The organism is Leifsonia sp. Leaf336 (assembly GCF_001423695.1).
GTDB lineage: Bacteria > Actinomycetota > Actinomycetes > Actinomycetales > Microbacteriaceae > Leifsonia.
In genome coordinates this window covers 621,262-642,063 of record NZ_LMOZ01000003.1, presented here as the reverse complement: position 1 = coordinate 642,063, position 20,802 = coordinate 621,262, and the positions used below count along the sequence as shown (strand labels likewise).

24 protein-coding genes are annotated in these 20,802 nt (G+C 71.2%); 6 read left to right on the top strand and 18 right to left on the bottom strand.

Going from position 1 to position 20,802, the window contains the following annotated elements:
* Positions 1–15: 15 nt before the first annotated feature.
* The 15 genes from ASF88_RS18415 to ASF88_RS18345 all read right to left on the bottom strand — a co-directional run bounded on the left by ASF88_RS18415 (position 16) and on the right by ASF88_RS18345 (position 12,937).
* On the bottom strand, positions 16–1,569 hold the full coding sequence (locus ASF88_RS18415; protein WP_055922251.1) for a flagellar hook-length control protein FliK: 1,554 nt from the start codon (positions 1,567–1,569) through the stop codon (positions 16–18).
* Positions 1,566–2,351, bottom strand: a complete 786-nt coding sequence (locus ASF88_RS18410) for a C40 family peptidase (RefSeq protein ID WP_055922248.1) — start codon at positions 2,349–2,351, stop codon at positions 1,566–1,568. The genes ASF88_RS18415 and ASF88_RS18410 overlap by 4 nt, the downstream gene beginning before the upstream one ends.
* Positions 2,348–2,797 (bottom strand): flagellar FliJ family protein, encoded by a 450-nt coding sequence (locus tag ASF88_RS18405; RefSeq protein ID WP_055922245.1) that lies wholly within the window; start codon positions 2,795–2,797, stop codon positions 2,348–2,350. Before ASF88_RS18405 ends, ASF88_RS18410 begins: the two co-directional genes overlap by 4 nt.
* A complete protein-coding gene (locus ASF88_RS18400) occupies positions 2,797–4,125 on the bottom strand; it encodes a FliI/YscN family ATPase (RefSeq protein WP_055922242.1) in 1,329 nt (442 codons plus the stop codon). Before ASF88_RS18400 ends, ASF88_RS18405 begins: the two co-directional genes overlap by 1 nt.
* Positions 4,122–4,748: a FliH/SctL family protein gene (locus ASF88_RS18395; protein WP_055922239.1), complete on the bottom strand. Its 627-nt coding sequence runs from the start codon at positions 4,746–4,748 to the stop codon at positions 4,122–4,124. The genes ASF88_RS18400 and ASF88_RS18395 overlap by 4 nt, the downstream gene beginning before the upstream one ends.
* Positions 4,738–5,757: a flagellar motor switch protein FliG gene (gene fliG / locus ASF88_RS18390; RefSeq protein WP_055922236.1), complete on the bottom strand. Its 1,020-nt coding sequence runs from the start codon at positions 5,755–5,757 to the stop codon at positions 4,738–4,740. Before fliG ends, ASF88_RS18395 begins: the two co-directional genes overlap by 11 nt.
* Entirely contained in the window at positions 5,754–7,355 is a 1,602-nt protein-coding gene (gene fliF / locus ASF88_RS18385) for a flagellar basal-body MS-ring/collar protein FliF (RefSeq protein WP_055922233.1), read from the bottom strand. Before fliF ends, fliG begins: the two co-directional genes overlap by 4 nt.
* Positions 7,355–7,669, bottom strand: coding sequence for a flagellar hook-basal body complex protein FliE (gene fliE / locus ASF88_RS18380; RefSeq protein ID WP_055922232.1), 315 nt, complete (start codon positions 7,667–7,669; stop codon positions 7,355–7,357). The genes fliF and fliE overlap by 1 nt, the downstream gene beginning before the upstream one ends.
* A complete protein-coding gene (locus ASF88_RS18375) occupies positions 7,669–8,061 on the bottom strand; it encodes a flagellar basal body rod protein FlgC (RefSeq protein WP_055922229.1) in 393 nt (130 codons plus the stop codon). The genes fliE and ASF88_RS18375 overlap by 1 nt, the downstream gene beginning before the upstream one ends.
* A gap of 38 nt (positions 8,062–8,099) precedes the next feature.
* On the bottom strand, positions 8,100–8,441 hold the full coding sequence (gene flgB / locus ASF88_RS18370) for a flagellar basal body rod protein FlgB (RefSeq protein WP_055922226.1): 342 nt from the start codon (positions 8,439–8,441) through the stop codon (positions 8,100–8,102).
* A 518-nt stretch (positions 8,442–8,959) separates the two neighbouring features.
* Positions 8,960–9,253, bottom strand: coding sequence for a hypothetical protein (locus ASF88_RS18365; RefSeq protein ID WP_055922223.1), 294 nt, complete (start codon positions 9,251–9,253; stop codon positions 8,960–8,962).
* On the bottom strand, positions 9,234–9,701 hold the full coding sequence (gene fliS / locus ASF88_RS18360; protein ID WP_055922220.1) for a flagellar export chaperone FliS: 468 nt from the start codon (positions 9,699–9,701) through the stop codon (positions 9,234–9,236). Before fliS ends, ASF88_RS18365 begins: the two co-directional genes overlap by 20 nt.
* Positions 9,698–11,086 (bottom strand): flagellar filament capping protein FliD, encoded by a 1,389-nt coding sequence (fliD, locus tag ASF88_RS18355; protein WP_055922219.1) that lies wholly within the window; start codon positions 11,084–11,086, stop codon positions 9,698–9,700. Before fliD ends, fliS begins: the two co-directional genes overlap by 4 nt.
* 112 nt (positions 11,087–11,198) lie before the next feature.
* On the bottom strand, positions 11,199–12,032 hold the full coding sequence (locus ASF88_RS18350) for a flagellin N-terminal helical domain-containing protein (RefSeq protein ID WP_055922216.1): 834 nt from the start codon (positions 12,030–12,032) through the stop codon (positions 11,199–11,201).
* A 95-nt stretch (positions 12,033–12,127) separates the two neighbouring features.
* Positions 12,128–12,937: a sigma-70 family RNA polymerase sigma factor gene (locus tag ASF88_RS18345; protein WP_055922214.1), complete on the bottom strand. Its 810-nt coding sequence runs from the start codon at positions 12,935–12,937 to the stop codon at positions 12,128–12,130.
* Between the two features lie 383 nt (positions 12,938–13,320).
* On the opposite strand from ASF88_RS18345, the gene flgN reads away from it, so the two are divergent.
* Genes flgN through ASF88_RS18325 form a run of 4 tightly spaced genes read left to right on the top strand, consistent with a single transcriptional unit; the run spans position 13,321 to position 16,509 of the window.
* Positions 13,321–13,815 (top strand): flagellar export chaperone FlgN, encoded by a 495-nt coding sequence (gene flgN, locus ASF88_RS18340; protein ID WP_055922211.1) that lies wholly within the window; start codon positions 13,321–13,323, stop codon positions 13,813–13,815.
* Positions 13,816–13,817: 2 nt separating this feature from the next.
* The gene (flgK, locus tag ASF88_RS18335; RefSeq protein ID WP_055922209.1) at positions 13,818–15,242 is read left to right on the top strand and encodes a flagellar hook-associated protein FlgK; all 1,425 of its coding nucleotides are present in this window, start codon (positions 13,818–13,820) and stop codon (positions 15,240–15,242) included.
* 2 nt (positions 15,243–15,244) lie between these two features.
* A complete protein-coding gene (gene flgL, locus ASF88_RS18330) occupies positions 15,245–16,129 on the top strand; it encodes a flagellar hook-associated protein FlgL (RefSeq protein ID WP_055922206.1) in 885 nt (294 codons plus the stop codon).
* Positions 16,126–16,509, top strand: a complete 384-nt coding sequence (locus ASF88_RS18325) for a flagellar assembly protein FliW (protein WP_055922203.1) — start codon at positions 16,126–16,128, stop codon at positions 16,507–16,509. The genes flgL and ASF88_RS18325 overlap by 4 nt, the downstream gene beginning before the upstream one ends.
* A gap of 39 nt (positions 16,510–16,548) precedes the next feature.
* Here ASF88_RS18325 and ASF88_RS18320 read toward each other — a convergent pair whose 3' ends face one another.
* The gene (locus ASF88_RS18320; protein WP_055922200.1) at positions 16,549–17,829 is read right to left on the bottom strand and encodes a serine hydrolase domain-containing protein; all 1,281 of its coding nucleotides are present in this window, start codon (positions 17,827–17,829) and stop codon (positions 16,549–16,551) included.
* Positions 17,830–18,000: 171 nt separating this feature from the next.
* On the opposite strand from ASF88_RS18320, the gene ASF88_RS18315 reads away from it, so the two are divergent.
* A complete protein-coding gene (locus ASF88_RS18315; RefSeq protein ID WP_055922197.1) occupies positions 18,001–18,414 on the top strand; it encodes a DUF4383 domain-containing protein in 414 nt (137 codons plus the stop codon).
* A 31-nt stretch (positions 18,415–18,445) separates the two neighbouring features.
* Positions 18,446–18,955, top strand: coding sequence for a hypothetical protein (locus ASF88_RS18310; RefSeq protein WP_235493545.1), 510 nt, complete (start codon positions 18,446–18,448; stop codon positions 18,953–18,955).
* Positions 18,956–18,999: 44 nt separating this feature from the next.
* On the opposite strand, the gene ASF88_RS18305 is transcribed toward ASF88_RS18310, so the two are convergent.
* Together ASF88_RS18305 and ASF88_RS18300 are read right to left on the bottom strand one after the other, a co-directional pair.
* A complete protein-coding gene (locus ASF88_RS18305; RefSeq protein WP_055922191.1) occupies positions 19,000–19,353 on the bottom strand; it encodes an FHA domain-containing protein in 354 nt (117 codons plus the stop codon).
* Positions 19,354–19,451: 98 nt separating this feature from the next.
* Positions 19,452–20,756: an ATP-dependent DNA helicase gene (locus ASF88_RS18300; protein WP_055922188.1), complete on the bottom strand. Its 1,305-nt coding sequence runs from the start codon at positions 20,754–20,756 to the stop codon at positions 19,452–19,454.
* Positions 20,757–20,802: the final 46 nt, after the last annotated feature.

Here is a 20,802-nt window from a genome sequence, read left to right as displayed (position 1 = left end):
GCTCCTTTCGGTGTCTTAGACGATGAGGTCGATCGAGTAGGTGGACCCGTCGGCCGCGGGGTGCGGGAGGCGGTCGGCGTCGCGGTCGGCGTCGCCGCGGAACGGCCGCGAGCTTTCGTCGCCGGAGGGCCGGCCGTCGGAGCCGGCACGCGCGTCCGCCTGCTGGCCGGCGGCACGACCGTCGGCCGCGGACTGCTGCTGCGGCGACGGCTGGTTCTGCGACGAGAGGTCGAGCGTGCCGGTGAGGCCGGCGCTGCCGAGGTCGCGCCGGAGGTCGGGGAGGATCGCTCGCAGTGCGTCGCGCCCGGCGTCGGTGGGGGCGAACAGCTCGACCCGCACGCCCTCGACGCCGACGTGGGCGCGGACGGTGACCGGCCCGAGGTTGTCCGGCGTCACGTGCACGGTCATCACGTGCTCGCCACGGCCCGCGGCCGCCAGCGTGAACACGGGGCGGGCGAGCTGGGCGTCGAGCGTCTGCGGTTGCTGCGCGGTGGCGGCCGGAGCGGCTACGGTCGTCGTCGCGGTGACCGGTGCGGGCGCCGGGGGCGCAGCGGAGGCCGGCGCCGAGACTCCGGGGAGGGCGTCGCCGGGGCGGCTCTGCAGTTCTGCGGTCGGGGCGGCGGCGACGACGGGCCGGGAGGTCGCGGGCACGTCGCCCGCGGCCGCCGACGTGGGAGCCGCCGGGGTACTGAGGAGAGCCTCCTGCGGAGCGCGGGCGGCACGCGGCGTCGGCGCGAGCGGGAGGGTGGCGGCCGCCTCCGTGGAGGCCGTCGATGCGCTGCCGGGCGTTCCGGATGGAGCCGTCGCGGGCGTCGCGGGGATCGCCGGCGTGAGCGGCTGCGGCGCCTGATCCTCCATGGACGGTCGCGCGGGCACCTGCTGGACCGGCGTCTGCGTGTTCGGCTTCTGCGCAGTCGGCGCCTGTGTGACCGGCGTCTGCGTGACCGGCGCCTGGTCGGCGCGCGGTGACGGGAGCGCGGAGCCGTTCGAGTCGATGGCAACGCTCCGACCGGCAGGCGCCGACGTCGGTGCTGCCGGCGCGGACCCTGGAGCCTCCGCGCCCTGCGGCCTTCCGGCCGTGGGTGCGGGCACGACGGCGGCGACCGGGACTGCGCCGACGGGCGCACCCACCACCGGCACGGCCGACACGTCCGCGACGCTCGGCGAGCCGGCGCCGGCCGCCGGCGCGGGCGCCGCTGCTCCGGAGGTCGCGATAAGCGCCGCCCCACCAGCATCCGGCGCGGCTGACGGCGTCTCGACTGCAGGTGTCGCGGCCTGTGCGTCGCTCGCCGATCCGGCGTGCTCGTCCGATGTCCGCGGGGCCGTCGAGCCAGGCTTGCGACTGGGCAAATGGCTGTGCTGATCGGCAGGCGCGGGCGCCGCATGCGCGGGCGCGGGGCGCGCCGGCGCCGGCGTGTCTCGCCTGCCGGTGTCCGCGTGAGCGTCCGTCGCGCCGGCCAGGAACGCGCCGAACGCGTCGGCTCCGCCCGGGCGGGACGCGCGCGGGCCTCCCGTGGTGCCGGCGTTCGACGGCGCTGAGCCCGGTGCGACCACCGCTCCGGGCGTCACAGCGAGCCTCCCTGCATCACGGAGGCGAGGAGCGACCGCAGCAGATCGGCCTGCGTCGTGGAGGTCGACGAGCCGGCCCCGGACAGCCCGGCAAGACCCGACAGGCCGGACAGCCCGGACAGCCCCGACACGCCGGTCGTCCCCGACAGGCTCGCCAGCGCGGAGGCGAGAGCCGACGCCGAAGCACCGCTCGTCGTCGACAACGCCGTCGAGGCCGGAGCGGCCGTCGCCTGCGGAACGATCCGCCGGATGGTCACGATGTCCGAGTCGTCCATCCAGTTGTTCACGAGGCTGACATTGCGGCCCTCGCTCGGCGCGTGGATCACCTTGCCGTCGCCCGCGTAGATCACGATGTGCTCTCCGCCGTTGGTGACGATGAGGTCGCCGGGCTGCGCCTGCGCCAGCGACGGCACCTCGGTGCCCATCTTCGCCTGGCCAGAGACGAGCCGCGGGAGGTCGATCCCGAGGTCCTTGTAGACCCGCTGCACCAGGCCGGAGCAGTCGATGCCCGACGAGCTGGTCCCGCCGAAGACGTACGGAACGCCGAGGTATTTCTTGGCGTCGGCGACGACGTCGGCGCCCGTGACGCCGCCCGACGAGCCGGTCGTGGCATCGACCCCGGAGGTCCCGAGTGCGCCCGCGAGCGCGTCGGCGAAGTTCGTCGACGACGTGGCCGATGTCGACGGGGTCGCGGAGGCCGCGGTTCCCGTCGTGATCTGGTCGAGCTGGGCGATCGTGGCCTGGATCTGGGAGATCCGCCCGATCGCATCGGTGACCGTCATGCCTCGTGCCTTCCTTCGTCCTGGTCGGAGCGTCCGCGCAGCCAGGCGCCGGTCGCGATCTCGTCGATGGCCGCCTGCTCGGCTCCGAGCTCGCCCGCTACGACGTCCGCGTGATGCCGTGCCTCGAGCTTCTCCAGGCCGACGGCGCGGATCTTCGCCTCGGTGAACGTCTGCTGCGCCTCCGCGACCTCCGTCTCGGCGTGCTCGGCGTAGGCGGCCAGGTCGGCCAGCATGCTGCGGCTGGAGGCGCGGGCCGCGGCGAGCGCGAACATCGTGCTCGCGTCGGTCGCCTCCACCGGCACCGCGTGCAGGGCGGCGATCGCGCGCACCTGGCGGTCCTGAACGTCGCGCCGCAGCGCGTTCGCGGCGGCGAGGTCGCTCGCGGCGTTGTCCTTCTCGATCTGCCGCAGTCGCAGCAGTCCGGCGAGCGGGAACGTCCGTGCCATCACACCACCCCTGTCCCGGCGGCGGGCATCGCCGCCACCAGCTCGTTCAGTCGTGCCCAGCCGTCCGCGAACGCGGAGGGTTCGCCGATCCCCTGCCGGAGGAAGCGGTTGATGGCGTCCTCGTTGGCGACGGCGGCGTCCACACGCGGGTTCGTCCCCGGCTTGTACGCACCGACATCGAGGAGGTCCTGCGCCGCGACCCTGGCGGCGAGGATGCTGCGCAGCCCCGTCGCGGCCGCGCGCTGCTCCGGGGTCGTGACCCGGGAGGCGAGGCGCGAGATCGATCCGAGCACGTCGACGGAGGGGAAGTGCCCGACGACGGACAGCCTCCGGTCGAGCACGACGTGGCCGTCGAGGATGCTGCGCGCGGCGTCGGCGATGGGCTCGTTGTGGTCGTCGCCGTCGACGAGCACGGTGTAGAGCCCGGTGATCGAGCCGGTCTCGCCGGTCCCCGCGCGCTCGAGCAGTTGCGCGAGCAGCGAGAAGGTCGACGGCGGGTAGCCGCGGGTGGCGGGAGGCTCGCCCGCCGAGAGCCCGATCTCGCGCTGCGCCATCGCCACGCGGGTCAGCGAGTCCATCATGAGCACGACATCGCGGCCCTGGTCGCGGAACGACTCGGCGATGCGGGTGGCCGCGAAGGCCGCGCGCCGGCGCATGACCGCCGGCTCGTCGGAGGTCGCCACCACGACGACGGACCGCGCCAGGCCGGCCGGCCCGAGGTCGTCCTCGAGGAACTCGCGCACCTCGCGGCCGCGCTCCCCCACCAGCGCGATCACCGAGACTGCCGCATCCGTGCCGCGCGCGATCATCGAGAGCAGCGAGGATTTGCCGACGCCGGAGCCGGCGAACAGGCCGAGGCGCTGGCCGCGGCCCACCGTCACGAGCGTGTCGAGCACGCGGACGCCGAGTCCGAGCGGCGACTGGATGCGCGCGCGGCGCATCGCATCCGGCGCCCGGTTGTCCAGCGCGACGAAGCCGTCGGGAGCGATCGGGCCGCGGCCATCGAGCGGTCGCCCGAGGGCGTCGATCACCCGGCCGAGCATGCCGTCCCCCGTGGGGACGAGCAGCGGGCTGCGCACGGCACGCACCGGCGCTCCGGCGGCGATGCCGGTGAGGCGCCCGTAGGGCATCACCTTCGCCCCGGTGGAGGTCGTGGCCACGACCTCGGCGTGCACGCCCTCTCCGTCGCCGATCACCACGAGATCGCCGATCGCCGCGCGCACGCCCTCGATCTCGGCGCCGAGGCCGATCACGGCGGTCACGCGGCCGACGCGTTCGACCGCTGCGGCCTCCACCGCGGCGCCCCAGTTCGCCAGTGCCGCCGTCACGACAGGGCCTCCCCTGCGCGTTGGAGCGAGGCGCGGATGCGCGCGTCCAGCCATCCGGTCGGGAGGCCGCCGATCGCGTCGCCCGGCGCGAGCGAGGGGTCGGCCACCGTCGTGACGCCGTCGAGGACGAACGTGCCGTCGCGGGCGCCCCCGCTCCGTTCGGCTTCGCGCAGCAGCGCCAGGTCCTCCGGGTTGATCCGAATCACCGTCAGCTCCCCGGCGGGCGCCTCGGCGAACACCCGGGCCACGGCGGCCCGCGCGGCGGCGAGCCGGTCGCCGAGTACGGTGCCGACGACGGCCTCCGCCAGCTCGAACGCCGCCGCGACCAGCGTGTCCTCGACCTCGGCGATCACGGGGACGGTGGCCTCTCGGAGCTCGACGGCCGCGGTGCGCAGGGTCTGCGCGAGCACGGCGATACGGCGGGCGGCTGCGTCCGCCTCCGCGGCGCGCGCCAGCTCGGCCTCCGCCAGCCATGCGGCCTGCTCGGCGGCCGCCTCGCGCCGGCCGTCCGCATAGCCCGCGGCGAAGCCGCGCGCCCTGGCGGCATCCGCTGCGGCGTGCTGGTCGTCCGTCTCCGCGAGCACGGGGACGGTCAGCGGCGCGAAGGCGACGTCATTCGACATACGCGTCCTCGTCGCCGCGCTGCACCGTGATCGTGCCCGCGGCCTCCAGGTCGCGGATGGCGCGGACGATCGACGCGCGCGCGTCCTCCACCTGCGACAGCCGCACCGGCCCGAGGATGCGGATCTCGTCCTCGAGGATCTCGCGGTTGCGCTCGGACAGGTTCGAGGTGATGACTTCGGTGACCGCCTCGGTGGCGCCCTTGGTGGCGACGGCGAGCACGGCCGCGTCCACGCCGCGCAGCACCTGCTGCACGTCGCGCGGGTCGAGGCGCACGATGTCGTCGAACGTGAGCATCCGCGACCGGACCTCCTCGGCGAGCGCTGGGTCGCGCTGCTCCAGCGCCTCCAGGAGGGCCTTCTCGGTCGCGGCGTCGGCCCGGTTGATGATGTCGACGAGCGGCTGCACTCCCCCGACCGAGTCGGAGGATGTGCGGGCGGAGACCACGGCGCTCGCGCGCTGCTTCAACGTGTCTGCGACGACGCGCACGGCGTCCGGGCTCGGTGAGCCCATGGTCGCGATCGCGTGGGCGACCTCGGTGCGCGCGTCGTCGTCGAGGCCGGCCAGCACGCGGGAGGCGTGGTCGGCGCGCAGGTGGGCGAGCACCAGCGCGCTGGTCTGCGGCAACTCGCCCGCCAGCAGCATCTGCACCTGCCCGGGCTCCACCGTGTCGAGGAACTCGAACTGCTTGCCCGCCATCGACGAGGCCACCCGGTTGAGCACGCCTGTCGCGCGCTCGGCGCCGAACGACGCCTCAAGCAGCCCCACGGCGATGTCGCGTCCGCCGCGGGTGCTGACGCCGCCTCGCGCGGTGAGGTCGTGGAACTCGCTCAGCGCCTTCTCGGCGACGGACGGGTCGACGCGGCGCAGGCGGAGGATCTCCGCGGTGATCTCGTCGGCCTCCTCGTCGGAGAACTGCTTCATCACCTGGGCGGCGCGCTGCTGATCCATGTTCATCAGCACGACGGCGACCTTCTGGGGGCCGGTCAGCGGGGTCTTGGTGTCGTTCATACGCCGGCCCGGTCCTCCATGAGACTGCGCAGGAACTCGGCGGTCTTCTGCGGGTCGCGCTCGGCGAGCGACTCGATCTCCTGCCGGCGGCGCTCGGCCTCGAGCTCGGGGCCGGTCGGGTCGGGCACCGGGTCGAGCTGCATGGGGATCGTCGGCTGCGCCGGCTCGAGCGCGATCGGGAAGGCCGCGGCCTCGAGTGCGGCGGTGTCCGCGCGCTCGGCCTCCAGCTCGGCGTTCTCGGCCGCACGCTTGCGGCCGCGACGGAACAGCGCGAACGCGATGATCGCGGCGGCCACGACCGCGGCGCCGATGATGGAGGTGCGGATGATCCCCGTGAGCTGGTCCGCCGCAGCGGCGTCCTTCGCCGCCTGGATCGCCTTGGCCGCCTCTGTCGCGCCCGCCTTGCTGAACGGCACCAGCTGCACGCTGACCGAGTCGCCGCGCTTGGTGTCGATGCCGGCAGCGGCGTTGACCATGTTCCGCAACTCGTTGGCGCTCACGTTGGTGACGGCGTCGGAGTTCACGGCGACCGAGACCGTCTGGCGGTTGATCGCGCCGGCCGGGATGGTGCGCTGCTCGGTGACCTTGTCGACCGCGTTGTCCTTGGTGCTCGACTCCGAGTTGAAGGTGCCGTTGCCGTTGGTGCCGTTCGGCACGGCGATGTTGTCGGGTCCCAGCACTCCGGCGGCCGAGTTGCCTCCGGTGCCGGTGTAGGTCTCCTTCTGGGTGGTCTCGCTCAGCGACGGGGCGTTCGTCGGCGACGTGAACGACTCCTCGGTGCGCTGGGCGGACTCGTTGCTCACGTCGGCGGCGACCGCCACGGTGGCGTTCCCGGGGCCGACGACCTTGTCGAGCATGTCCTGCACGGCCGACTTGACGCGGGCCTCGTAGTCGTTGGCCTGCTTGTCCGCTCCCCCCGTCGCGCCGGCGCCGACCGTGCTCAGCACGTTGCCGTTCGCATCGACGACCGCGACGTCGGTGGGCTGCATGCCGGTGACGGCGGCGCTGGTCAGGTGCACGATGGCCTGCACCTGGTCGGCGGTGAGCGTGACCCCGGCCTGCGTCTCGACGAAGACGGAGGCGGTCGGATCCTTCTTCTCGGAGACGAACACGGTGTCCTCGGGGATCGCGAGCCGCACGGACGCCGTCTTGACCCCCTTCATGGCGGAGATCGTGTTGGCGAGCTCGCCCTCCATCGCCCGCTTGTAGGTGACCGACTGCTGGAACTCGGAGGACGTGACGCCCATCTTGTCGAGCAGCGAGTAGCCGTTCGTCGTGGAGGTCGGCAGGCCGGCCGAGGCCGCCTTGAGCCGTTCGTCGTAGACCTTCTGCTGGGGCACCATGATGGTGCCTCCCCCGTCGGTGAGCTGGTACGGGACGCCGTCGGTGCGCAGCTGGTCGACGATCGCCGACGCGTCGGCGGCCTGGAGGCCGGAGAACAGCGGCGTGTACGACGGCTGCGACGCCCACATGGCGAGGCCGGCCGCTCCCAGGCCGATCACGGCCACGCCGATCACGGCGATGACCCGCTGGGCCACGCTGAACCCGCGGATCGTGTCGCCGAGCCGGCGGAAGAAGCTCGTCACCTGCTGGGGCATCAGGCCTGCATCCTCATGATCTCGTTGAAGGCGTCGACGGCCTTGTTGCGCACCCCGGCGACGAGCTCGAGGGTGACCTGAGCGCGCGTAGAGGCGAGGGTCGCCTGGTGGATGTCGTCGAGGTTGCCGGTGACCGCCTGGATGGCGAGCGTGTCGCTCGTGCTCTGCAGCTGCTGGAGGTTGTCGACGGCGCCGCTCAGGGCGGTGCTGAACGAGCCGCCGCCTGTGCCGGTGGTGGAGTTCGCGGCGGCCGCGCCGGTGGTGCCGGTGGCCGCGCCGATCGAGCTGATCGCGTTGATGGCGTCGATGGGCATCAGTTCCTCCCGATCTGGAGGGCGGCCTGGTAGGTCTCCTTGGCGCGGTCGACGACCGCTGCGTTGGCCTGGTAGCCGCGTTCGGCCATGATGAGCGCTCCCATCTGCGACGACAGGTCGATGTCGGGGTAGCGCACGTAGCCCTTCGCGTCGGCGACGGGGTTGTCGGGCTCGTAGACCATCCGGCCCTCCGCGCTGCCGTACGCCGCGCCCGCGACATAGGCGCCGGAGACGCCCTGCCCTTCTTGGGCCACGATGTAGCGCGCCTGGAACGCCGCGCCGTTCGTGGGCTTCGCCGTGTTGATGTTGGCCATGTTGTCCGAGATCGCGTCGAGCCACTTGCGGTGCAGGGTCAGCCCTGTGCCGGCGATGCCGATGGCGTCGAATGTCATCGTGAGTCCTTTCGGTCGTCGAGGAACGCGTGCGCCGGTCAGCTGGTCTTCAGGGCGGCGCGGACGAGCGAGAACTCGTTGCCTGCCGCCTGGGACGCGAACTGGAAGCGGAGCACCGTGTCGACGTTGGAGAGCGTCTCGGTGTCGAGGTTGACGTTGTTGCCGTCGGTGCGCGTCGGCTCGAGCGAGCGCGCCGTGGTCGAGGAGGCGTGGCCGTCGCCGCGCGCGACGGACGCGGCGAGGGCGTCTTCGAATGACACGCGCTCCGCCGTGTAGCCGGGGGTGTTCACGTTGGCGATGTTGTTGGCGATCGCGCGCTGGCGTGCCGAGAGGCCGTCGAGGGCGCTCGACAGGGCGGCACTGGTCACGGATTCGAGCACGTGCACTCCATCGGTGGTCGAAGGGGTGGCCTGTCCGTGGCCAATCGTCGAGCGATCCGTGCTCGTAGGCCTCTATCGACCGCGGGGGAGGATGCGTTAGCAACGGTGCCCGTGCCCAGTTCGTGGGTCATTCCGTCGGGTGAACGGCAGGGTTCGCACCGGCGACGGACGTTCACTGCGGGTTGTGGATGACTCGCCTTTCAGGCACTGAAATCACAGACCTATCCACAGCCGATTTCCCGGTGTGAATTACACCGTTGTGGTTTAGAACAAAGATTCGATTCGCCGTTGAATCGCACGAAAATGCTGGTCAGAGCCGATTACAACTCACTGTGAATTCTGAGATTCCACACAAGCCGCGCGTGTCCTCCACACGTTATCCGCACTCATCCACGACTTTTCCCCAGAGTTATCCACAGGTGGAGAAGCTGGGGAGTGCCGAGCGCTGTGGACGAGCCGGTCCACCCCCGTCCGTTGAACGCGCGATGAACGCCGCGACACGCCCGGAAGGGGCGGGCTCAGCCGATCAGATCGAAGTACACCGGGTGCGGTCCCATCTCCGCACGCGGCACCGCGTTCACCGCAGCGAGGTGCCGCGCGGTCGTCTGACGCACGTCCTCCAGGTAGCGGATGGTGTGGAGCTGGGCCTCCAGCAACCGCGCTGCGCGCTCCTGCAGCTCCTCCGGGATCGGGCCGAGCCCCGCCGGCGGACGCCAGGGGATGGGGTCCACCTTCGCGAGCGCACCGTGCAGCTCGCGCTCCATGCGCTCCAGGGCCTCCGACCAGGGATGCTCAGGCAACACCGAGGTCACGTCCGGCTTCCTGGTCGGCGCCGGACGGCGAGGCGTAGGGGGAGCGCGGGAGTGCGGCGGCGGCGGGCAGGCTCTCCGCCGCCTCGTGCCAGGCCTGGCGTAGCGGCTCGACGAGCTCGATGGCTTCGCGCACCTTCGAGGCGTCGTGCTCGACAGTGCCGGCGACGATCAGGTCGGCGAGGTAGCCGTAGAGCTGCAGCAGCCCTTCGGCGCCGTCCCAGAGATCCACCTTGAGGCTCGAGGCGAGCTCGGCGACGATCTGGTCGGCATGCCGCAGGTTCTCCCACGCCGTCGGCCAGCTCTGCGTGTGCAGAGCCTCCTCGGCGCGGGTCAGGTCGAGCACGAGGCGGTCGTAGAGCATGGTCACCAGTCGCGCGGGGCTGGCCGACAGCACGCTGTCCCTGTTGTACGCGGACAGCTTGGCCGCGGCGGAGTTCAGGAGGGTCATGAGCTGCTCCCAGAGGAGAGAGAGGCGAGCTGGCCGGTCAGCCACGACGACTGCGACTGGAGCTGCTGCAACTGGACTTCGAGATTCGCATACGTCTTCTGGAGGGTCGATTTACGGTCGGCCAGGCGCGTGTCCCAGTCGGCGATCTGGGCGTTGAGGCTCTTGACCGTCGACTGCTCGCCCTGGATCTTGGTGGTGATGGTGCCGGTGTACTTGTCGCTGGCGACGTTCGCGGCGTCGGCGACGCGCTGAGAGATCGTCGCGAGAGCCGACTTCACCGCGTCCGGGTTGTTCGCGATGGCGGTGGCGAAGGCGGTCTTGTCGAACGTCACCTGACCGTCGCTCGTGATGCTGATGCCGTAGGTACTGGGGGAGATCCCGTTGATCGGGGCGATGACCGCGTCCATCAGCTTCTGATTCGCGTCGCGCACGGTCGAGTCACTGGTGAAGGCGCCCGCGGTGACGGTCGTGCCGCCCGCGGCGTCCGTCCCGGTCGTGACCGCCTGCTTCTGCGAGATGAAGGTGAAGATGTCGTTGAGGCTCGTCACCAGCGAGTTCGCGGCGTTCGAGATGCCGGTGTCGTCACGGGCGACCGTGAGCGTGACCGGAGTGGTGGAGGCGGCGGACACCGTCACGGTCACGCCGGGCAGCACGCTGGTGAACGTGTTCGTCGCGCTCGTCACGGCCTGCGCCGCGGCCGATCCGGCCCACAGGGTGAGCTGCGCGTCCTGCGCCTGACGCACCTGCGCGGCCCCCGGGTCGTTCAGGAGGTTGGTCGCCGTTCCGGCCGTCACATCCGCGGGCGTGCCGCGGTAGACCGTGAACGCGGCGCTCGCGCCGGTCTTGGCCGAGCTGAGCTGGAGCCGGTAGAGCTGCTGACCGGTCGCGGGGTCGAGCCCGGCGGCGACCTGGGTCGCGCTGACTCCCACGCCGGCCTTGTTGATGGCCGCGGCGACGTCGGCGAGCGACGAGCTCGACGCGGTGACCTGCTTGGTGGTGCCGTCGGCGGCGACGAAGGTCAGCGTCGGCGGCTGGTCGGGCCACTGCGTGAGCGGCCCGGTGACCGTGACCTGCGACTGCGCGAGGCGGTCCACGGTGAAGTCGATGGTGCCGTCCACCGCTCCCGTGCCGGCGGTCGCCGTGACCGAGGTCGAGCTGACGGAGGCGGTGTGGAGGTCGGTACCTGCCGGTGCGGCGAGCGCGGCAGCGGCCGTGGCGAGGGACGCGACCTTGGTGTTCAGCGTCTGCATCGCCGTGATGAAGGTCGTCGAGTCGGTGACCTTGTTCTTCAGCAGCGTCTGCGGAACGGCCTCCGCCTGCATCAGCTGGTCGATCAGCTGCGTGGTGTTGAGTCCGCTGATCAGACCGTCGACGGCCATGCTCATCTGGTGCTCTCCCTCCTACGGCGGTGGTGCGGGTGGTGCATGTGGAACGGCGGCCGGGATGCCCTTTGGGGATGACATCCCGGCCGCCGGGTCTGAAGCGGTACCTCTGCGGTTAGCGGAGGAGCTGCAGAACGCCCTGGCCGGACTGGTTGGCCTGGGCCAGCATCGCGGTGCCCGCCTGCGACAGGATGTTCGAGCGGGTGTACTTCACCATCTCGGACGCCATGTCGGTGTCGGTGATGCGCGAGTTCGCAGCGGACAGGTTCTCCTGGGAGACGTTGAGGCTGCGGATGGTGCTCTCGAAGCGGTTCTGGACCGCACCGAGGTTGGCGCGAGCGGTCGACACGTTCTTGATCTGGGTGTCGAGAGCGGCGATCGAGGTGAGCGCGTTCGCCGACGAGTCGAACTGCAGCGCGCCGACCGCGGTGGCGACCGTTGCGACGTTCGCACCCGAGAGGTCGACGGCGATCTGGTCGTTCGCCGCCACCGAGCCGGCACCGACCTGGAAGGTCAGCGTCGCGTTCGAGCCGTCGAGCAGCTTGATCCCGTTGAAGTTCGCGCTGCCCGAGATGCGCGTGAGCTCGCTCGTGAGCTGCGTGACCTCGGTCTGGATCGCCGTGCGCGAGTCGGTGTTGTTCGAGTCGTTGCCGGCCTGGACCGCGAGGTCGCGGACGCGCTGCAGGATCGAGTGGACCTCGGTCAGCTGACCTTCAGCGGTCTGCACGACGCTGATGCCGTCCTGAGCGTTGCGGGCCGCGACGGTCAGACCGCCGACCTGCGACTTCAGGCCCTCGGAGATCGCGAGGCCTGCCGCGTCGTCCGCCGCACGGTTGATGCGGAGGCCGCTGGACAGCTTCTCGAGCGACTTCGAGAGGTCGCTCTGCGTGTTGTTCAGGTTGCGGTAGGCGTTGAGCGCCGAGATGTTGGTGTTGATCTGCATACCCATGATGTTTCCTCCATGACTGGGCTTAGGTTCGCGGTCCGTCCATGTCCCGCACTGACACCTATCGACCGGAGGTCACCGGCCGTTAGGGACGATTTTCAGGATGCGCGCGCCGTGCTGGGGGAGGGGGCGTGCGGGTGGAGGTGCGCGACGGCGTGCTGCGCCAGGCGGGCCAGGTAGGCGCTGCGCCGTGCCTGCGAGGTCTTCGCCTCGATCACCGCCGGGTCGCCCTCGTCGGCGTAGTGCGTGGCCATGCCCTCGCGCATGAGCCGGATGGCCTCCGATCGCTGCTGCGACACCGCCGAGTGAGTGATGCCGAGTTCCTCTGCGATCTCGGTGACCGTGCGGTCGTCGAAGTAGATCGCCTCCACGATGGAGCGCATCCGGTCGGGGAGCGCGGCCACCGCGGCGCGCACGTAGGCGGTCCGCTCGCCGACGAGCAGCGTCTCCTCCGGGCCGGCGGTCTCCGAGACGAGCACCGACTCGACCGTCTCGTCGAGCGCGGTCACCGAACGCGCGGCGTCGGCGAGGCCGGCGGCCACCGACGCGCGGTCGACGCCGAGCGCTGCGGCGATCTCGTCGACGCCCGGCGTGCGGCCGAGCGCCGCCGTGAGGCTCTCCTGAACGGCCAGTGTCTCCTTGATGCGCTTGCGGGCAGAGCGCGTCGCCCAGTCGCTCGCGCGCAGTTCGTCGGCCAGCGCGCCGACGATGCGGGTCCGTGCGTAGGCGCCGAAGGGCACGCCGGTCGTCGCGTCGTAGGCGTCGGCCGCGGTCACCAGGGCGACGGCGCCGGCGGAGGCCAGGTCGTCTCGCGACAGGTGCGTAGCGCGGGAGCACAGGTCGGAGACCAGGTACCCCACCAGCGGCAGGTTCTCGACGACGAGCGTGTTTCGTTCTGTGCGGTTCACGCTGGGCGACCCCTCTTCATCGGACGGGTACCACGGATCATCCCGGTTCGGGGTGGGATGGTGCGGGTACTCGGGCGGTGCTCGGATGTTCGGGCTTACTCGGGTGCCGAACGGACTGTGCTAGGGGTCTTCGTGTTCACGGTAACAATGCGAGTCCTTACAGGTCCCGAACCGGATGCCCCCACTACGGGGCAGCCCCTACCCCCAGTACGGGGAATACTGTGCGCTCGCTCCGACGCGGTACGGCCTGAGCGATTTCATAGGGCTCGCCGCCTAACATCGGGGCGACCGGTGCCGATGGTCCCCCATGAGGCGGACACCCGTTCCGCCACGGACCGAGGGATTCAGTGCGCATAACGACTCACGAGGACGTCAGGAGCGACATGGCCGCGAGCGAACTCTCCGCTCAGCTCTGGAAGGAGCGCGAGCTGCTGGAGCTGCTGCTGTTCAAGCTGGAGGAGGAGCAGCTGCTGCTCATCGCCGGCAAGTCGCGCTGGATCTCGCATGCGACCCGCGAGGTCGAGCAGGTGATGGAGCGCATGCGCGACGCCGCACTCGCCCGCACCATCGAGGTCTCCGTCGTGGCCGAGGAGTGGGGGCTCTCCCCGGAGGCCACCCTCCGCGAGCTCGCCGCGGGCGCGCCCGACGGTATCTGGTCCGACATCTTCGCGTCGCACCTGACGGCCATGACCGAGCTCACCGGTCAGATCGCCGACGTGCGCGACACCAACGAGCGACTGCTGCGGGAGGCCGCCCGCTCCACCCAGGAGACGCTGAGCGGTCTGTCGGGCTCGGGCCCGGACGCCGGCGTCTACGGGGCTGCGGGCGAGAGCCGCTCGGGCGACGCCGGCGGCCGACTCTTCGACACGGAGGCCTGACGATGAGCACCTTCAGCGGGCTCAACACCGCCTACACCGGTCTAGTCGCCGCGAAGGCCGGTCTCGACGTGGTGGGCCAGAACCTGGTCAACGCGAACACGGCGGGGTACACGCGCCAGCGGGTCACGACCTCCGGAGTGCCCGCACTCAACTCGACGGGACTCTTCACCGGCGGCGTGCGCCCCGGTCAGGGAGTGAACGTCGACGGCGTGCAGCGGCTCGACGACGCCGCGCTCGACGCCCGCGTGCGGAGCACGACGGCGCTCTCCGGCTACTCGTCGGTGCGCGCGAAGGCACTGACCTCGCTCGAGGACTCGCTGAACGAACCGGGTACGAACGGGCTCTCCTCCCAGCTGCAGAAGTTCTGGTCGGCCTGGAGCGACGTCGCCAACCAGGCCGGCGACCAGGCTCCGGCCGGTGTGCTGCTCGGCCAGGCCGGCAGTCTCGTGACCCAGATCGCCGCGGGCTACAGCGCGGTCGACGACCAGTGGACCGCCCTGCGCCAGAACGCGGGCGGTATGGTCGACGACCTCAACCAGGCCGCGACCGAGGTCGCCGATCTCAACGGCCGCATCCGGCAGGCCGTGGCCTCCGGCGCGTCGGCGAACGAGCTCATGGACCGGCGCGACGTGCTGACCGCTCAGATCGCGAACCTCGCCGGGGGAGTGGTGCGGCCGAACACCGACGGCACCGTGGATGTGCTGGTCGGCGGCAATGCGCTGGTCAGCGGCACCGCGGCGAACGCCGTGCAGCTCGCCGGCGCCCAGCGCATGGCGGACGCGGGCGGCAGCCCGGTGCAGCTCGAGTGGGCGCACCGGCCCGGCTCGGCGATCGCGATGGAGGGCGGCCAGATCGCCGGCGCGATCTCCACCCTCGCGCCCGCCGACGCCACCGGCACCGGCGGCGTGCTCGCCGAGGCCGCCGCGAGCTACAACGCCTTCGCCGTGACGCTCGCGCAGCGGGTCAACGCGGTGCACAGCACCGGCTCGACCCCGACCGGTGCGACCGGACTCGACTTCTTCGCCATCGACGCATCCCGGCCGGCAGCGCTCGGCCTCTCGGTCGTCCCGACCTCCGTCTCAGGGATCGCGACCGGCACGCCGGGCGCCGGCGGCTCCGACGGCACCATCGCCGATGCGATCTCCCAGCTCGGCACCGGCACCAACGCGGTCGACAAGCAGTGGTCCGCGTTCGTGGTGCGCGTCGGCGTCGCGAGCAAGACCGAGCAGCAGCAGTCGGATCTCGCGGATCTCGCGGCGTCCTCCGCGAGCAGCGCCCAGCTCGCCAACTCCTCCGTCGACCTCGACGAGGAGAACATGAGCATGCTCACGTTCCAGCACGCCTATCAGGGCGCGGCCCGGGTGATGACGGCCGTGGACGAGACGCTCGACGTGCTCATCAACCACACCGGATTGGTCGGGAGGTAATCGTGTTCACCCGCGTCACGAACGCAACGCAGACGGCGAACGCCCAGCGCAACCTGCAGCTCAGCCTGCAGCGTCAGGCCAAGCTCTACGATCAGGCGACCAGCCAGAAGCAGCTGACCCGCCCGAGCGACGACCCGACCGCCACGGCGAGCGCGCTGAGCGTCCGCTCCAGCCAGGCCGCCACCACGCAGTACCAGCGCAACGCCGACAACGGCGATGGCTGGCTGACCACCGCCGACTCGACGCTCACCAGCGTGGAGGCGCTGATGCGCCGCTTCCGCGACCTCACGGTGCAGGGCGCGAACGACGGCGCCCTCTCGCCCGAGGCGAAGGAGTCGACCGCCACCGAGCTCGATGGCATCAAGAAGAGCCTCCTCGCGCTGGCGAACACCACGTATCAGGGCCGCACGGTGTTCGCGGGCAACTCGGACGCCGGGGTGGCCTTCCAGCCCGACTACTCGTTCACCGGGACCGCGGCCAGTACAGTGGAGCGCAGGATCGGGGCCGACGCCACCGTGCGGGTCGACGCCGACGGAGCCGCCGCGTTCGGAACCGGCGCCTCGTCGGTGTTCGCCCTCATCGACAACACCGTGAGCGACCTTCGCTCGGGCGTCAACGTGGGGCCGAGGCTGGCGGAGATCGACGACAGGATGAAGGCGATCGTGGGAGAGCACGCGGAGATCGGCGGCCGCCAGACGCGCCTCGACAAGGCCAAGGACGCCCTGGCCTCCGGGTCGGTCTCGCTCGAGTCGCAGCGGGCGAGCCTGGAGGACGTGGACCTGAGCAAAGTCCTCCTCGACCTCAAGACGCAGGACGTGAACTACCAGACGGCGATCGCAGTGACCGCCCGGGTCCTCCAGCCGACCCTGATGGACTTCCTCCGATGAGCGCCGTGCGGTTCATCGTCCCCCCGCCCGGCCTGGAGCCGCTGGCGGACTTCGAGCTCACCGCCGTCGCCGGCGCCGACGGCCTGTACTCGCTGTCGTCGCTCGAGCGGCCGGAGGTGCGGCTCTTCACGATCGACGCCGAGCTGCACCTGCCCGGCTATTCGCCGGAGCTCCCGGACGACCGTGCGGCCGAGCTGGGCATCACGGCGGCGGAGCAGGCCATGCTCCTGGTCGTGGTCACCCCGTCCCGCGAGGGCAGCACCGTGAACCTGCTCGCCCCGATCGTCGTCAACCGCGCCGACGGCGCGGCCCTCCAGCTCGTGCTCGACGACGATGCCCTGCCGGTGCGCGCCGAGCTCGCCGCGCTCGCCGGGGCCTGACCGCAGGACAGAGCCGAGTCGGTCGACACCCTCCCTACGTCAGCCGGCGGTCTTGGCCGGCGGAGTCGGGCACGGAGCCGCCGCCTTCATGGCTGCCACCGCTTGATCCTCCGACCAGGGGAGTGAGGTGATCGGCTTGGCGCCCTTCTGCACCGCGGGCACCTTGGACACGATCGAGGCGAGCCGTTGGGCGAGCGCCTGGGCGAACCCCGCTCCCGGCGTCGAGTTGTTGACGGCGGCGACGATGGTGAGCCCGGAGGACGGATCGGCGTACATCGCCGTGAGGTAGCCGGGGATGGCCGCCGCACCGCCGCGGAGCGGCCCGACGGACTGCACGCCCAGTCCGTAGCCCAGCCAGGACGCGCCCGCGGCGACGGTCTTCCGCTGGGCGTCCGCCGATCTGCTGCTGAGCAGGGATCCGCCCGCCAGCGCCTGCGCGAAGACCTTGAGGTCGGGCACGTTCGACACGACCCCCGCCGAGGTCCAGCCCATCGACGGCGACAGGGCGGGGACCTCGTGCACCTGATCGCAGACAGGCGCGCCCGCAGCGTCGAGCGCAGCGGCGTAGCCGGCGGGATGAGCTCCCGGAACGGTCAGGACACTGTTCTCCGGGAGCGTCGACGCCGACATCCCGAGCCGGGAGAACACGTGGCTGTCGTAGAGCTGCTGCCAGTTGCGGTTGCTGGCGTTCTGCAGGGCCATCCCCACCAGCACCGCGTTCGTCTGCGACGGAGAGTACTTCTCGCCCGGGGTTCCGACGCGGGCGGTGGCGATGCCGTCGCTGGCGAGCTCGAGGGGTGGCCAGTACCGGGTCGGGTTCGCCAGGAACTCGCCGCGCAGCTGAGCGGCGTAGTCGCCGATCCCCGACGTGTTCTGGCACAGCTCGCGCAGGGTCACCCCATCGACCCCGACCAGACCGGGCAGCCACTTGGACACGCTGTCGTCGAGCTGCACCGTGCCGTCGTCGACGAGTTCGAGGAGGACCGTGCAGGTCATCGACGTCGTGAGCTGCCCGACCCGGAACGTCATCGACGACGTGACGGGCGTCGAGCCGCCGCGGGTCGTCGTGCCGATCGCCGCCGTCCAGCTGCCCGCCCACGGCGCCCAGACGCCCACGATGCCTGCCGAGCCTCCCGACTGCGCGATCGCGTCTGTCACCGCCGCCTTGAGCCGTGCGGTCACGTCGGAGGAGAACCCGCCCGGCTGCTGCGGTGGAAAGCCCGTGTCCGACACGGAGGACGCGCATCCCGCGAGTCCGAACGCCAGCAGCGCGGAGGTCGCAGCGAGGACCATCCGGCGTAGGCGGGACCCTCGCTGCATGACATCCCCCGATGTTCGTGGCCTGGCCCTCCCCGGGACCCGTGCAGCGATTGTAGCCCGCGCGGGGCCGTCGGCGGCGAGCCCTGACCGTGTCCAATCCGATCCGGCGGCCGCGCCGAATTCCCCACGAGGCGCGCAGGCCGCGCGCCGTCTTCCAAGGAGGAACGACACATGCGCACATCACCGAATCGTCTGGTCGCGACCATTTTCGGCGCGGTCTATCTGCTGGTCGGCCTGCTCGGCTTCGCCTTCACCGGCGGCGTCGGGTTCGTGGCCACCAAGGGCGGCCTGATCCTCGGCATCTTCGAGGTCAATCCGCTGCACAACATCGCCCACCTGCTGATCGGGGCGGCGCTGCTCATCGCCGGCCTCACCAGGGTCGCCGCGGCGAAGGCCGTCAACATCACCGTCGGGGCGGTCTATCTGCTCCTCGGTATCGTGGGCTTCTTCCTCGTCGGCACCGGAGCCAACATCCTGGCTCTGAACACCCCCGACCACTTCCTCCACTTGGTGAGCGCGATCGTGCTCCTCGGAGTCGGTCTCGGCGCCGAGCGGACTGTGCGCGCCACGTCGGCGACCGCCTGACCGACCGGCCACGGCTCTTCCCATGAGCAGGATGTCGAGGTCCGCCCCCGTCGCTCCGTCGACGCGGGCGTTCCTTGCCGTGGCCGCGCTGGGGGCCGGGCTGCTTCACGCCGCCCTGGCCCCCGGCGCACCTCTGCCGCTCCTCCTCGCGCTCTGCGGAGTCCCGGTGGCCGAGCTGACCTGGGCTGTCTTCACGCTCGCCGGTGACCGGCCTCCGCTGTTCGCGTTCGTCCCCGCGCTGGCCCTCGTGCCGCTCGGTCTCTGGGCCGCACTCGCGGTCGTCGGCGCGACGGCATCGTCGGGCACCGTGCTCGAGCTGCCGCTCGCCCCGATGGGGGCCGCCTCCCTTCTCGATCTCGCGATCGCCGCCACCTCGGCCGTGGTTCTGCGTCGCAGTAGGCCGCCGCACCGGGTGGACGGCGCACTGCGGTTCGTCTGCGCCCTCGCGCTGAGCGCGTGCGCCGTCTGCGCGGTGACCATCCCCGCACTCGGTGCGACCGACGCCGGCGTCGCGGCCGTCACCGTGCACCACCACCACTGATCCGCAGCTCGACGCCGCGGTCCGATCGGCGGTCCGGCGCCGGCTCAGCGCCGGCTGAGCGCGAACGACGCGTTCCCGAAGCGCACGATCGACCCGGGGTCGACCTCGTGGCGGGTGTTGGGGTCGCAGGCGAACGTGCCCTCGCCCGGGTAGCTGATCGTCGTGCCGTTGGCCGAACCGAGGTCCATCACCCAGAACACGCCGTCGTACTGGCCGAAGGCGAGGTGGGCGCGCGAGACCGACTTGGCGTCGTCCGACACGGTCACCAGCTCGACGTGCGCCGGGTCGTCGAACTCGGTGCCCGGCGTGTGCGACACCGGATTGCGCCCGATGACCCCGTTGCCCGACGTCTCGACGTGCTGCCCGTCACTCAGGTCCAGCGCGAACATGACCGCCATCCGCTCCTCCTTCTGCCGACGCCCCGAAGCGCCTCGCCCAGCATGCCATGACGCGCCTGTGATCCCTAGAGCGTCGACGCACGATGACGGGCGGACGGTCAGTCCGACGCCACCGGCACCCGCACCGGACGGGCGTCGCGCATGAAGCGCTCGACGTCCGGGTCGACGGTGATGTCGCTCGGCCGCAGCGGCCGCGTCAGATACAGGCCGTCGAGGCTTGTGATGCGGCTGAGGGCGACGTAGGTCTGACCGGACGTGAAAGCGCGCGAGCCGAGGTCGACGATCGCGGCGTCGTAGGTCTTGCCCTGCGACTTGTGGATGGTGACCGCCCAGGCGAGCCGCAGCGGGAACTGCGTGAACTCGGCCACCACGTCCTTGGTCAGCTTCTTGGTCTCGGGGGAGTAGTTGTAGCGGTACTTCTCCCAGATGGCCGGCTCGACCTCGTGCACCTCGCCGTCGACCTCCACGTAGACGTTCGAGTCGATGCGAGTGACGGTGCCGATGGTGCCGTTGACCCAGCGCGGGCCGTCGCCCTGCCCCGCGTCGTTACGCAGGAACATCACCTGGGCGCCGACCTTCAGCTCGAGCACTTCGTCTGCCGGGTAGTTCCTCCCGCCGAAATCGCCGCTGACCTCCGCCTTCGCCGTCAGCGGCCGGCCGGGCAGCCGCTCGAGCGCCTGGGCGTTGATGCGGTTGACGGTGTCGTTGCGCGTGGCCAGCGTGATCGTGCCGTCGTCGGGAGCCGGCCGCGCGCCGACGGAGTTGAGCCGATCGGCGATCTCTTTGGTCACCTGGCCGTGACGCACCGCGTTGAGCATGTAGCGGAAGTCGGACTCGTGCTGGCGGTGCACCTGCAGAAGCTCGACGATGTGGAGGTCGGCCTCCCGCCAGACCTTCGCATCGAAGAACCACATCGAGCGGTAGGTGTCGCTGAAGTAGGCGCGCTCCTCGTGGTCGCCCGGCACCGGCGCCAGCTGGTAGGGATCGCCGAACAGCACCACCTGCACGCCGCCGAACGGCTCCTTCGGCCGCTGCCTCGCCTGGCGGAGGCTGCGGTCCACCGCATCCATCAGGTCGGCGTTCACCATCGAGACCTCGTCGATGACGAGCGTGTCGATGCTGTTCAGGAGCTTGCGCAGCTCGCTGGTCTGGTCGATGTCGTGGTCGGCGATGACGCCGATCGGCAGCTTGAACAGCGAGTGGATGGTCTGGCCGCCGACGTTGAGCGCCGCCACGCCCGTGGGGGCGGCGATCACGATCGACTTCTCGGTGTTCCACGACAGGTGGTTGAGGAGCGTCGACTTGCCGGTGCCGGCGCGGCCGGTGACGAAGACGTGGTCGCGGGTGTGCTCGATCAGTTCGAACACCGCACGCTGCTCGGACGAGAGCGAGAGTCCGGCCATCGGCGTTCCCTTCCCTCGCGCGACCTGCCGAACTACTCTAACGCGG